This is a genomic window from Pengzhenrongella frigida (assembly GCF_004168625.1).
GTDB classification, from domain to species: domain Bacteria; phylum Actinomycetota; class Actinomycetes; order Actinomycetales; family Cellulomonadaceae; genus Pengzhenrongella; species Pengzhenrongella frigida.
The window spans coordinates 39,002-50,767 of sequence record NZ_SDWW01000013.1 but is presented as its reverse complement, the minus strand read 5'-3'; the positions used below and the strand labels follow the sequence as shown (position 1 = coordinate 50,767).

Here is an 11,766-nt window from a genome sequence, read left to right as displayed (position 1 = left end):
GGGCGACTCGTGCCGGGTCGGAGCTACTCCAGCCGGCGCTCCTTGCGCGCCGCGCGGACCAGCTCGTTCATGGTGCGGACGAACTCGTGGATCTCGGGGATGTCACGCAGCACGGCCGTGCCCTCCTGGCTCGCGGCGGACACGCGCAGCGTCCCGCACTTGACCATCCGATCGAGCAGGCCCTGGTCGTACGCCACGTCGTTGATCCGCTCGAGCGGGATGTCGCGACCGGTCCGCCGGACGACCCCGTCCCGGGTCACGAGCCGCTCGTTCGTCAAGGTGCTGGTGCGGGTCAGCCACCGGAGCCACGGCCACACCCCGAAGACGGCGACGACGACCGCGAACGCGATCCAGCCGGCGGAGTCCAGCCACGCCCAGAACCCGTCGGACGGCCCGACGCTCAGCACCAGGACGAGGCCGACGACCGCGGCGAGGCAGATCAGCCCCGCCACGAGCAGGTGCTTGAGGTGCTCGCGGGTCTCGATGACGATCTCTTCCTGCGGACCCAGCTGGCTGGCGGGCAGACCCATGACGACTCCTGATCGGGGCGAACACACGCGCCGGGCCGGCGGCCCAACGAATAGCGGGGCTCGCAGGCTAGCGCCTGCTCTTCGCTCGGCAGGCTAGCGCCTGCTCTCTCTCTCGGCGGCTAGCGCCTGCTCAGTTGGCTCGGCGGATAGCGCCTGCTCTCTCTCGGCGGCTAGCGCCTGCTCAGTTGGCTCGGCGGCTAGCGCCTGCGGTACCGCTTGCGGCCGACCAGGAACCCGGCGGCCACGCCGAGCACCGCCGCGATCGCCAGGACGAACCAGAGCGGGACGACCGCCGTCGTGAAGATGAACGAGACCTCGACCTCCGCCCGGTTCGACAGGATCCAGACCAGGAGCACGGCGGCGATGACGAGCCCGCCGATCGCGCGCCCGGAGACTCTCGAGGTGGAACCGGACGCCGGAGTGGTGGTCATGGTGTGCCCCCTGTATCGAGCGGAACTGGTGCTCCGAGCCTAGGGCGCGGGGGTGCCGCGCGACCACCGTTCCCGCCGCTAGACCATGCTCTAGACCATGCTGGCGAGCGGCCAGGTGCGTTCGGGATCGCCCCAGGGGTCGGCCTCGGGCCGGCCGAGCAGGTAGCCCTGACCGCCGACGAACCGTGCCCGCCGGCTGATCGTCCGGGCCGCGCTCACCAGGTGGTTCAGGATCTCCTCCGTCTCGATGCCCTCGGCGATCACGATCGCGCCGGACTCGGCGGCGTACGCGACGATCGCCGCGAGCACCGCCCGGCCGGAACCGCCGTCGCGCGCGCTGCACACCACGGCGCGATCGACCTTCACGTAGTCGGGCCGGATCCGGCCCAGCAGCCCGAGCCCGACGTCAGCGGAGCCGACGTCGTCCAGCGCCAGGCGGAACCCCAGGTCGCGCAGCATCTGGACCGGGGCGAAGACCAGGCCCATCCGCTCGCTCGCATACTCCGTGAGCTCGAGGACGACCCGGCTCGGGCGTAGCCCGGCGGCCTCGACCTCCTGCTGCAGGCGCACGCCCGCGTCGACGCCGTGCTCGAGGACCTCCGGGGCCAGGTTGAGGAAGAGCAGGGCATCGCAGGGGAAGTCCTGCACGTGCGAGAGCACCGCCGAGCGGCACAGCGCGTCGAGCTCGTCGACGCGACCAAGCCGGGCGGCCCCGGAGAAGGCGTCCTCGGGGCTCCCGAGCCGGTACTCGACGGCGGGCCGGGCGAGGCCCTCGTACCCGAACACGCGGTGCGTGTCCAGGTTCCAGATCGGCTGGAACGCGGCTCCCATCCGCCGGGTCGCGAGCAGGCGGCGAACCGCGATGATGGTCGCCGCCGAGGTGCGCATCGGGGCCGATTCCGCGATCTCGCGGAAGGTGATCACCTCGTTGCGACCGCGGCGCTTGGCCTCGTACAGCGCCCGGTCCGCCCGGTCGCGGAGCACGGTGGAGTCGGTCCGGGCGTCGGTGTCGATGCTGATCGGGTCGAACTCGGCCAGCCCGACGCTGATCGTCGTTCCGCCCATCTGCTCCAGGGCCACCCGCTTCAGCCGGTCGATGGCATGGACGGCGCCGTCGAGGCCGGTGTGGGTCATGACCAGGGCGAACTCGTCGCCGCCGACCCGGAAGGCCCGGTCGACCGACCGACCGGAGCTCAGGGCCTGGGAGAGGGCGACCAGGATCTCGTCGCCCCGCTGGTGACCGAGGCTGTCGTTGACGAACTTGAAGTCGTCGACGTCGATCAGCGCCAGCGTGAACGACCCGCCGAAACGCTGGGTGCGGGCGATCTCGTGGCGCAGCATCTCCCGAAAGGCCCAGTGGTTGCGCAGCCCGGTGAGGCCGTCGAGCGTGGCCTGGTCCTGCGCGTCGGCGTAGCCGTCGGCGAGGCTGCGTCCCCCGAGCAGGTAGCGCAGGGGTACGGCGAGGGCGACGCTGACGAGGAGCCCCCAGGCCAAGATCTGCGGGTAGGGATCGCTCTGGCCGCGGAACAGGACGTCGCGCCGCGTCAGGTACCCGATCGCGAGCAGCACCGCTCCGACGAGCAGGACGACCCCGACCACGGCGACGAAGAGCGCGATCAAGAACCTCCGCCGGGGAGGCAGGCGGCGCACGAGCGGCCCGAATCGGCCGGGAGATCTGCGCATCGTTGCACCCCGTCACCTCGACGGCTTCCGCCCGCCGGCGGCAGGCGCGGCCATCACCTCAACGTTCGACGTCTCTCTGTGCCCGACCGGCTCAGGTCCACACCGGTGAGCCCGGGAGTCCTTCAATCGTACGATTCGGGTGAAACCTGTCAAAGCCCCAGCGGACCCGGCGACATCCTGCGGCAGACTCGCGGACCATGGCCCCCACGATCGACCGCGCGCTCGTCTGGTTCCGCCGCGACCTGCGGTCCACGGACAACGCCGCCCTGCACCGGGCGCTCCTCGCCGCTCGCGAGGTGTGGTGCGTGTTCGTGTTCGACCGCGACATCCTCGATTCGCTGCCGAGCCGCGACCGGCGGGTCGAGTTCATCCACGACAGCCTCGTGGAGCTCGACCGGGACCTCGCCGACCTGGGCGACGACCACGGCCGGGCGGGCGTGCGGCTGCTCGTCGTGCACGACTCGGCGATCGATGCCGTCCCTGCGCTCGCCCGGGCCCTGGACGTGCGGGCGGTCTACGCCAACCACGACGACGAGCCCGCCTCGCTCGCGCGCGACGCCGCCGTGGCCGACGCCCTCGAGCGGACCGGCATCGCGTTGCGCACGTCGAAGGACCACGTCGTGTTCGAGCGCAGCGAGGTCCTCACGCTCGCCGGCAAGCCGTACAGCGTCTTCACGCCCTACAAGAACGCGTGGCTGAAGCAGCTCGAGCCGCACGTCCTCGAGGCGTACCCGGTGGCACCGCACGCCGCCGCGCTGGCGCCCGTGCCGCCGGTCGCGGACCTGCCCGCCGGCGTCACGGCGGGGCCACCCGCACTGGAGTCCCTGGGGTTCGAGCGCACCAACCTCCACGAGCTGCGGGTCCCGACGGGCGCGAGCGGCGCTCAGCACCTGCTCGCCGACTTCCTGGACCGCATCGGCGACTACGAGGACACCCGCAACTTCCCGGCCGTCAAGGGCCCCAGCTACCTCTCGGTCCACCTGCGGTTCGGGACGGTCTCGATCCGCGAGCTGGTGCGCGTGGCGTGGGAGCGGACCGGGCCCGGGCCGGCGGCGCGCGGCGCGCAGGTGTGGCTGTCCGAGCTGATCTGGCGCGACTTCTACCACCAGATCCTGCACCACCACCCACGGGTGGTGAGCCGGAGCTTCAAGCCCGAGTACGACGGCGTCGTGTGGGAGACCGGGCCGCACGCGGACGAGCTGTTCACCGCCTGGTGCGAGGGCCGGACCGGCTACCCGTTGGTCGACGCGGCGATGGCGCAGATCAACCAGACCGGCTACATGCACAACCGGCTCAGGATGGTCGTCGCGAGCTTCCTGACCAAGGACCTCGGCCTCGACTGGCGCAGGGGCGAGCGCTACTTCGCGCGGCAGCTGATCGACTTCGACCTCGCCGCGAACAACGGCGGCTGGCAGTGGGCCGCGTCGACGGGCTGCGACGCGCAGCCGTACTTCCGGATCTTCAACCCGGTGAGCCAGAGCCAGAAGTTCGACCCGGACGGCACGTTCATCCGCCGCTACCTCCCGCAGCTCGCGGCGCTGCCGACGTCGTCGATCCACGCCCCGTGGGCGGCGCCCCCGATGGAGCTGCTCGCGGTCGGCGTCGAGCTCGGGCGCGACTACCCCGAGCCCGTCGTCGACCATGCCGAGGCGCGGCTGCGCACCCTCGCGCGGTACGGCGTGGTCAAAGCCCCCTGACGAGGGCCGGTTCAGACGGCCACCTCGGCCCGCACCTCGGCCGGCGTCGGGGGGTGCACGAACCCGGGATCCCGGTCCGCATCGGCGACCGGGAGGGTCATCCGCACCAGCGCGCCGCCCTCGCGCGCGGTCCCGGTGAGCAGCCGGCCGCGGTGCGCGGTCACGACGCTGCGGACGAGCCCGAGCCCGAGACCGGTCTGGGAGAGGTCGTCGCGTCCGGCCGCGGTGCCCGTCCCGACCGGAGAGTTGAGCGCCGCGATCAGCGGAGCGGCCAGCCCCGGGCCGGAGTCGGCCACGGAGATCTCGATCCGGCCGCCGTCGCGCAGCCCGGTGAGGCGCACCGTGTCGCCGGCCCGGGTGTACCGCACCGCGTTCTCGAGCAGCGTGTCCAGGCAGGCCCGGATCCCCTCCGCCGAGCCGTCGAACGTCCCCGCGGCGGCCTCGAGCACCCACCGCCGGTCGGCCACCTGCGCCCAGCGCTCCACCGTCTGGCGCAGCACCAGATCGAGGTCCACCTGGGTCGGCACGCCGGTCGGCAGCAGGATCGCGCGCACCAGCCGGTCGGTGATCCGGGTGATCCGGCCCAGCTCGTCGTCGATCACGGCCAGGTCGAGGCGCTGCTGGGGGTCCACCGTTCGGCTCGCGACGAGCTCGAGGTAGCCCCGCGCGATCGTCAGCGGGGTGCGGAGCTCGTGGGACGTCTGCCGGGTCAGCCGATCGCGCTCCGCGGCCAGGGAGCGGTCGTGCTCCGCCCTGATGGTCAGCGCCGCCATCGCGCCCTGGCGGAGCCGGACCTGCCACACCACGAGCGCTGCGAGCACGGTCATCAGGGGGACCTGGGCGGCGCCCACCCAGTCGAGCTCGTCGCGCACGGCCTGTGCCGCGACGGCGGCGCCGGCCGCGACCGTGGCGACGGCCAGGCCCGTGACCGTCCGGCGCAGCGGCCAGTCGCCCCGGCCGGACAGCACGACGAACGACGCCCACACGACGTAGCACGGCACGGTGGAAACCTCCGGCCACGCGGCCATCCCGAGCGCGCACACCGCGACGACCGCGATCCACGCCGCGAAGAGATGGGGGCCGGTCGTCGTCGGCGGGGGCTGCCGGACCGGGCTTGTCTGCCCCGGTCTCATCGGACGCGGAAGCTGTAGCCGACGCTGCGGATCGTCTCGATCGGCGGATCGGGCTGCAGCTTGTTGCGCAGGCGTCGCACGCACACCTCGACGACGTTGCTCCCGGGGTCGAAATCCAGGCCCCAGACGTCGCGCAGCAGCTCCTCGCGTCGGCACGCCTGCCCCGGTCGGCGCATCAGGTGCGCGAGCAGCGCGGCCTCCCGCGCGGTGAGCGACACCTCGCGGTCCGCCAGCCCGGCGCAGCGTCGATCGAGGTCGAGCCGGATCCCGCCGGCGCGCAGGAACCGTTGCTCGATCGGTGCCGGGCGCCGGGGGACGACGAGGTGGCGTCGCATCCGCGCGAGCAGCTCGACGAGCGAGAACGGCTTCCCGACGACGTCGACCGCGCCGTGATCGAGGGCCTGCACACGCGTGGCGACGTCGGTCACGCCCGACAGCACGATCACGGGGGTCTCGTCGCGGCGCTGGCGCAGCGTCGAGAGCACGTCGAGCCCGTTGCAGCGCGGCATCATCAGGTCCAGCAGCACGAGGTCGACGTCGTGGTCGGCGAGCCGGTCGAGCGCGCCCTCCCCGTCGCCGACGGCGACCACGCTGTGGCCCTCCAGGGCCAGGGCCCGGGTGAGGAGGGCGCGGATGCGCTGCTCGTCGTCGACGATCAGGACCGTGCTCATCCGTGGCTCCCCTCGGGCCGCCACCGGGCACGACGTGCCGCTGGCTGGTGCCCAGCACCCCGCTGCGCGAGGTGATCCTGCGACACCTTGGCGCGTGCGGCCGTACGCAACGGGCCGAATCCGACAAATTCACCCGTTGGGCGGTCCGGTGACGTCCGGGTCGAGATGCGGGGACCTTCGCCCCTACAGCCACGGGTGGGTCAGCCGGTACGGCTGGGGGTACCGGCCCGATCGGGTCCGGCTGAGGGACCGGCCCGATCGCGGTCGGCTCACCCACCGAGGAGTCCACCATGAACGTCGAACGAGAAGAGCGCATGCCGCAGCCCATCGTCGGGATGCACGAGGTGGTCGCGATGGACGCGCTGTCCGACTTCTTCGGGCGCGCGTTCGAGGCGGTGGCTGCCGAGCTGGCCCGGCAGGGCGCGGCGCCGGCGGGGCCGCCGATCGCGCTGTACCGGGGGCCGGTCACGGACACGGTGGACGTGGTCGCCGGGTTCCCGGTCGGGCGGCCACTGACCCCGTCGTCCGGCCTCGTCGCCGAGACGCTGCCGAGCGGATCGATCGTGGAGGCCATCCACACCGGGTCGTACGAGGACCTGTCGGCGTGGTTCCGGGAGCAGGGGCTGACGCCGTCCGACGAGATGTGGGAGGAGTACCTGGTCGGCCCGGACAGCGAGCCGGACCCGAGCCGGTGGCAGACCCGGATCGTGTACCCCGTCGGCTGACCGGTAGCCCGGTGGGTCGGCTGACCAGCGCTACCGGCCGGCGACGCCGAGGGCCACGGTCTCCCGGTTCGACAGGCCGTACAGCCCGCCGTCGACCGTGACCAGGTACTGGTCGTCCGCGAGGTCGAACTCCCACCGGACCCGGCCGTCGTCGAGCCCGTGAGCCACCAGCACGATCCCCCGCTCCGGGTCCGGCTGGGCGAGCAGCACCAGGCGCCCGTCGCTGAACAGCGTGCTCTGGGCGGTCTGGCCGACGGGCACGGCCCAGACGCTTCGCCCGGTGCGCCCGTCGAGGGACTGCAGCTCGTCGGCGTCGGCGCGCACGACCCGGCCGTCGAGGACCATGACGCCGCGGCCGGCGGTGCCACCCGCGGACCAGCGCGCCCGGCCGGTCGCGAGGTCGTACGCGACGAGCGACCGGCCGCCGGGGGGCTGCACGAGGATCAGCCCGGCCAGCGAGCCGTCGTCGGGCCGGGGGTGGACCGGGGAGCCGCTCACCGTGAAGGCGCGGCCGCTGGCGAGGTCCACGACCCGGGTGCCCCGGCCGCCGTCGTCGGTCGTGGCCGGCTCGGTGACCACGCGGGTGTCGTGCAGGACCTGGACCCGGCCGCTCGCGACGGCGGCGGGGTCGGGATCGGCAGCCCAGGTGTGCAGCAGGCCGCCGTCGGCCGAGAGCACCCACGAGCTGCCCGCGGCGCCCACGACGACGAGGTCGTCCACCACGTCGAGCGAGACATCCTGGCGCCCGAAGGCGTCGGTGAGCACCGGGTGCGCGCCGTCGAAGGTCCAGCGCGAGGCGCGCCCGAGCGCATCGGTGCGCGCGACCCGAACGACGCCGTCGGCATCGACGTGCCCGACGACGAGGTCGGCCCCGAGAGCGGCGATCGCGGCGCCGGTGTCGGTCGGGGTGTCGGACCGCACCACCCCGGTCGCCGCGTCGATGACCAGCAGGCGCGCCCGGGTCTGGTCGGCCACGAGGCACACGACGACGTCGGTCGCGGGCAGCGCGCACGTGGTCCCGGCGGTCGACGTGCCGCGCGGTCGGGGCGCGGCCTGCCAGAGGGTCGCGCCCGTCCCCGGGTCCAGCGCGACCACGCCGACGTTCCCCCCGGGGCGGTTCTCCACCCCGACGAGCCGCCCGCCGGACTGCCGCACACCGGGCCACAGGGACACGTCGCTGTGCCAGACGTCCGTGACCGCGCCGTCGAGCGGGGCGAGCAGGTCAGGGATGCCGTCCAGCGCGGCCAACCGGTTGCGCTCGAGCCGGTCGGCGCCCAGGGCGCTGCCGACCACGGCGACGGCAAGTCCGGCGGCGGCGGCCCACCACCACCGGGACCGCGCCGATCGGGAGGACCGCGTCGACCGGGAGGAGTGCGCCGACCGCGACCGGATCCGCGACCCGAGCGGCGGGGCCGCGTCGGGGCCCTCGCCGGCTTCCCCACCCGCGAGGTCGACGTCCTGCATCTCCCGACGCCCCACCTCAGCGACCCTACCCAGCCCGACGGAACACGCAAGGATGGGGTGCATGACGCTCCTCGGTGCGGTGTTCCTGCCCCAGCTCCCGCCCGAACGGCTGCGTGCGGTGGCCCAGGCGGCGGATCGGGCCGGGCTCGACGAGCTCTGGTTGTGGGAGGACTGCTTCCGGGAGAGCGGCATCGCGAGCGCGGCGGCCGCGCTGGCCTGGACCGACCGGCTGCGGGTCGCGGTGGGGCTCCTGCCGGTGCCGCTGCGCAACGTCGCGCTCACGGCGATGGAGATCGCCACGCTCGAGCGGATGTTCCCCGGCCGGGTCGCGATGGGGGTCGGGCACGGCGTCCAGGACTGGATGGCGCAGGTGGGGGAGCGGGTCGAGTCCCCGGTCACGCTCCTGCGCGAGCACGTGACGGTGCTGCGCTCGCTGCTGCGCGGCGAGGAGGTCACCTTCGCGGGGCGGTACGTCCAGCTGGACGGAGTACGCCTGGACTGGCCGCCGCTCGACCCGCCCGCGCTGGCGGTCGGGGCGAGCGGCCCGCGATCGCTGCGGCTGAGCGGGGAGGTCGCCGACGCGACGATCCTGACCGGCGGCACGAGCCCCGATGCGGTGCGCGCGGCGCGCGTGCTGATCGACGAGGGGCGGATCGCCGGCGGTCGGACCGAGCCGCACCGGGTCACGGTGTTCGTGCTGGCGGCGACCGGACCGGGGGCCGCCGAGCGCCTCGCGGCGTCGCACCGGGACTGGGGGCACGACCTGACCCAGGAGGTCGGGGTGGCGGGGGACGCGGCGGTCGTGGCGGCGGCCGTGCGTCGATGGGCCGACGCCGGAGCGACGGCGGTCGTCCTGCAGCCGACGGCCGACGACCCCGATCCGGAGGACTTCGTCCGGTTCGTCGCCCGCGAGGTGCGGCCCCTCGTGCCGTGAGATCCGGGCCGCCCCGAGGTCTGGTCTTCCGTCGATCGTCAGGCATACTTAGGCAATGCTTACCTTACCGGTTGCCGCCCGAGCGCGGGCGGCCGTGGCCGATCGACCCGCCTACAGCCCGTTCGTCCTGCAGGTGGACCGGATCCGGCAGCTCAGCCCCCACTTCCGTCGGGTGACGTTCACCGGCGACGACCTGCAGTTCTGGGGCGTCGGCGGACACGACCAACGGATCAAGATCCTCTTCCCGCTCGACGGTGGCCGGTTCGGTGCCGGGCTGGCAGACGACGGCGGCGTCGACGGTTCGGCGACCTGGCACGAGCGCTGGAGCGCCCTCCCGGCACAGGACCAGAACCCGTTCCGCACCTACACGGTCCGGGGCTTTCGGGCCGAGTCGCTGGAGCTCGACGTCGACTTCGTCGACCACCGCGACGCGGCCGACAGGGATCCTGCTGAGCTCGCTGATCCGGCCGACGCCGCCCCGCTCGGCCCGGCCGGCCGCTGGCTCGCGACCGCCCGGCCGGGCGATCGCGTCATGGTGGTCGGACCCGACGCGCGCAGCGGGGCCGAGCCCTCGGGGATCGACTGGCACCCCGGAGACGCCACGCACGCGCTCCTCGCGGGCGACGAGACCGCCGTCCCCGCGATCTGCGCCATCCTCGAGTCGCTGCCGGCCGGGTTCGCGGCCACGGTCTTCCTCGAGGTCCCGTCCGCCGACGACGTGCTGCCCGTGGCGGTCGGGGAGCAGGTCGCGGTCACGTGGCTGCCGCGCCGAGACGCACCGGTGGGGGCCCGGCTGGAGCAGGCCGTCCGCGGCTGGCTGGCCGGTCAGCCCGAGCACTGGCAGCCGGCGCGGGCCGCCGTGGCGCAGCCGCTCCCCGAGATCGACGTCGACCACGAGATCCTCTGGGACTGCGCCGACCGCTCTGAGGACCGGGGCTTCTACGCGTGGCTGGCGGGAGAGTCGGCGGCGATCCGGTCGCTGCGCCGGTGCCTGGTCACCGAGCACGGGATCGACCGGAAGCAGGTCGCGTTCATGGGCTACTGGCGGCTCGGGCGGTCCGAGCGGCAGCGATGAGGGTGCGACCGGGCGGTGACGGGGACTTTTCCCTGGCGTGGTGGCGTTGGTGCAGGTCATGACCCTCAACGACATCCCGCTCACCACGATCGACGGCGAGTCGACCTCCCTCGCGCAGTACTCGGACCAGGTCAAGCTCATCGTCAACGTGGCCTCGCGGTGCGGTCTGGCGCCGCAGTACAAGAAGCTCGAGGAGCTTCAGAAGACGTACGGCGACCGTGGATTCACCGTCCTGGGGTTCCCGAGCAACCAGTTCCTCCAGGAGCTCGGCAGCGACGAGGCGATCAAGGAGTTCTGCTCGCTCACCTACGGGGTCACGTTCCCGATGTTCGAGCGGATCAAGGTGAACGGCAAGTCGCAGCACCCGCTGTACGCCGAGCTCACCAAGACCCCCGACGCGAACGGGAAGGCCGGCCGCGTGAAGTGGAACTTCGAGAAGTTCGTGGTCACCCCTGACGGGACGGTGCACCGGTTCCGGCCGACGACCGAGCCTGACGCGCCCGAGATCCTCCAGCTGATCGAGGCATCGCTACCCGCAGCCGCCTGAAGCCGGTCTCGGCCGGGCTCAGCGGTTCAGGGCAGGCGCGCGTCGCGGTCGGGCTCGTCGCCCCGCGGCGAGATCGGGCTCTGCCGCATCGACTCGTACCAGACGGGGTTGTCCTTCGACCGGGAGGTGACCAGGAACGCCGTCTGCTCCGTGTCCCAGCTCGATCGCTCGTGAGCGCCCTCGACGGGTGCGGTCGGGTCGGTCGCGTCGGTGCCCGACGGCGACGGTGGGGTGGGTGACGTCTCCATCGGCAGCGCGGCCGCGGTCGACGGCGCTGCGGTCGACGGCGCTGCGGTTGACGGCGCTGCGGTTGACGGCGCCGCGATTGACGTCCCTGCGGCGGCTCGGCGCTGAGTCCCGCGCGGACCGCTGTGGCGTGCCGGCGGTGTCGGCAGCCCGGCGTCGCTGAGCTCGGTCGTCGACCACCCGACCGCGATTGCGTTGACGTGCGCGACGGCGTACGCGGACTGGACGGCGGCGAGTGCGCCGAGGAGCGCGCTGCGGCGCGCGAGGGCGGCCTCGTACTCGCGCTGGGCCGCCGCCAGAGCCGCCTCGAGGTCGCTGCGGTTGGTGGCCGCGGCCGTGAGGTTCTGCCCGGCGTCCCAGAGTGAGAGCAGCCGATCTCGGCTGTCGTCCTCGTCGAATGTCGGAGCCACCCGAAGAATCTACCGTGACATCTCGGGTGATCTTGCTCCGGGACGTCCGGCGCCGGGCGGTCCCGGCTGCGCAGCGCCGCCCGCCTGGCGCGCCATGACCAGCACGACGATCCAGCCGATCCCGGTCCAGCCGGCCTCGCGCGGGTCGTACGGTTCGAGCTGAGACAGGAGTCCTCTTCTGTGGGAAACCTGCCCGCCGATCGCCTGGTGATATAGACGC

Annotated in this window: 12 protein-coding genes; 5 read left to right on the top strand and 7 right to left on the bottom strand. The window is 73.3% G+C overall.

Annotated features, from left to right (window positions below; genetic code table 11):
* Nucleotides 1-23 precede the first annotated feature (23 nt).
* The 3 genes from EUA98_RS07185 to EUA98_RS07175 form a co-directional block, all read right to left on the bottom strand.
* Nucleotides 24-530 carry a PH domain-containing protein gene (locus EUA98_RS07185; protein ID WP_130101994.1) on the bottom strand — a complete coding sequence of 169 codons (507 nt, stop codon included), beginning with the start codon at nt 528-530 and terminating at the stop codon, nt 24-26.
* A 197-nt stretch (nt 531-727) separates the two neighbouring features.
* Entirely contained in the window at nt 728-961 is a 234-nt protein-coding gene (locus tag EUA98_RS07180; protein ID WP_130101993.1) for a lipopolysaccharide assembly protein LapA domain-containing protein, read from the bottom strand.
* A 90-nt stretch (nt 962-1,051) separates the two neighbouring features.
* Nucleotides 1,052-2,644, bottom strand: coding sequence for a bifunctional diguanylate cyclase/phosphodiesterase (locus tag EUA98_RS07175; RefSeq protein WP_130101992.1), 1,593 nt, complete (start codon nt 2,642-2,644; stop codon nt 1,052-1,054).
* A gap of 197 nt (nt 2,645-2,841) precedes the next feature.
* Between EUA98_RS07175 and EUA98_RS07170 the strand changes: the two genes are divergently transcribed.
* A complete protein-coding gene (locus tag EUA98_RS07170; RefSeq protein ID WP_130101991.1) occupies nt 2,842-4,341 on the top strand; it encodes a cryptochrome/photolyase family protein in 1,500 nt (499 codons plus the stop codon).
* Nucleotides 4,342-4,352: 11 nt separating this feature from the next.
* On the opposite strand, the gene EUA98_RS07165 is transcribed toward EUA98_RS07170, so the two are convergent.
* Nucleotides 4,353-5,474: a sensor histidine kinase gene (locus EUA98_RS07165; RefSeq protein ID WP_130101990.1), complete on the bottom strand. Its 1,122-nt coding sequence runs from the start codon at nt 5,472-5,474 to the stop codon at nt 4,353-4,355.
* Nucleotides 5,471-6,145: a response regulator transcription factor gene (locus tag EUA98_RS07160; RefSeq protein ID WP_130101989.1), complete on the bottom strand. Its 675-nt coding sequence runs from the start codon at nt 6,143-6,145 to the stop codon at nt 5,471-5,473. The genes EUA98_RS07165 and EUA98_RS07160 overlap by 4 nt, the downstream gene beginning before the upstream one ends.
* A gap of 290 nt (nt 6,146-6,435) precedes the next feature.
* Here EUA98_RS07160 and EUA98_RS07155 point away from each other — a divergent pair, with 290 nt between their 5' ends.
* Complete coding sequence (locus EUA98_RS07155) at nt 6,436-6,870, top strand: GyrI-like domain-containing protein (protein ID WP_242511325.1); 435 nt, start codon at nt 6,436-6,438, stop codon at nt 6,868-6,870.
* 30 nt (nt 6,871-6,900) lie between these two features.
* Here the strand turns inward: EUA98_RS07155 and EUA98_RS07150 are convergent, their stop codons facing one another.
* Entirely contained in the window at nt 6,901-8,397 is a 1,497-nt protein-coding gene (locus tag EUA98_RS07150) for an outer membrane protein assembly factor BamB family protein (RefSeq protein WP_130101988.1), read from the bottom strand.
* On the opposite strand from EUA98_RS07150, the gene EUA98_RS07145 reads away from it, so the two are divergent.
* From EUA98_RS07145 to EUA98_RS07135, 3 genes are read left to right on the top strand one after another with little or no spacing between them, the layout of a single operon-like run.
* Nucleotides 8,396-9,268 (top strand): LLM class flavin-dependent oxidoreductase, encoded by an 873-nt coding sequence (locus EUA98_RS07145; RefSeq protein ID WP_130101987.1) that lies wholly within the window; start codon nt 8,396-8,398, stop codon nt 9,266-9,268. The two genes, EUA98_RS07150 and EUA98_RS07145, sit on opposite strands and share 2 nt — an antisense overlap.
* Nucleotides 9,269-9,323: 55 nt before the next feature.
* Complete coding sequence (locus tag EUA98_RS07140) at nt 9,324-10,343, top strand: siderophore-interacting protein (protein WP_130101986.1); 1,020 nt, start codon at nt 9,324-9,326, stop codon at nt 10,341-10,343.
* 58 nt (nt 10,344-10,401) lie between these two features.
* Entirely contained in the window at nt 10,402-10,890 is a 489-nt protein-coding gene (locus EUA98_RS07135) for a glutathione peroxidase (protein WP_130101985.1), read from the top strand.
* A 26-nt stretch (nt 10,891-10,916) separates the two neighbouring features.
* Here EUA98_RS07135 and EUA98_RS07130 read toward each other — a convergent pair whose 3' ends face one another.
* A complete protein-coding gene (locus EUA98_RS07130) occupies nt 10,917-11,546 on the bottom strand; it encodes a hypothetical protein (protein ID WP_130101984.1) in 630 nt (209 codons plus the stop codon).
* Nucleotides 11,547-11,766: the final 220 nt, after the last annotated feature.

What these genes read in the sequence shown, in the direction of transcription:
- EUA98_RS07155 (WP_242511325.1), top strand. Translation starts at nt 6,436, where the DNA reads ATGAACGTCGAACGAGAAGAGCGCATGCCGCAGCCCATCGTCGGGATG.
- EUA98_RS07185 (WP_130101994.1), bottom strand. Translation starts at nt 530, where the DNA reads ATGGGTCTGCCCGCCAGCCAGCTGGGTCCGCAGGAAGAGATCGTCATC.
- EUA98_RS07135 (WP_130101985.1), top strand. Translation starts at nt 10,402, where the DNA reads ATGACCCTCAACGACATCCCGCTCACCACGATCGACGGCGAGTCGACC.
- EUA98_RS07150 (WP_130101988.1), bottom strand. Translation starts at nt 8,397, where the DNA reads ATGCACCCCATCCTTGCGTGTTCCGTCGGGCTGGGTAGGGTCGCTGAG.
- EUA98_RS07160 (WP_130101989.1), bottom strand. Translation starts at nt 6,145, where the DNA reads ATGAGCACGGTCCTGATCGTCGACGACGAGCAGCGCATCCGCGCCCTC.
- EUA98_RS07180 (WP_130101993.1), bottom strand. Translation starts at nt 961, where the DNA reads ATGACCACCACTCCGGCGTCCGGTTCCACCTCGAGAGTCTCCGGGCGC.
- EUA98_RS07170 (WP_130101991.1), top strand. Translation starts at nt 2,842, where the DNA reads ATGGCCCCCACGATCGACCGCGCGCTCGTCTGGTTCCGCCGCGACCTG.
- EUA98_RS07175 (WP_130101992.1), bottom strand. Translation starts at nt 2,644, where the DNA reads ATGCGCAGATCTCCCGGCCGATTCGGGCCGCTCGTGCGCCGCCTGCCT.
- EUA98_RS07140 (WP_130101986.1), top strand. Translation starts at nt 9,324, where the DNA reads ATGCTTACCTTACCGGTTGCCGCCCGAGCGCGGGCGGCCGTGGCCGAT.
- EUA98_RS07165 (WP_130101990.1), bottom strand. Translation starts at nt 5,474, where the DNA reads ATGAGACCGGGGCAGACAAGCCCGGTCCGGCAGCCCCCGCCGACGACG.
- EUA98_RS07145 (WP_130101987.1), top strand. Translation starts at nt 8,396, where the DNA reads ATGACGCTCCTCGGTGCGGTGTTCCTGCCCCAGCTCCCGCCCGAACGG.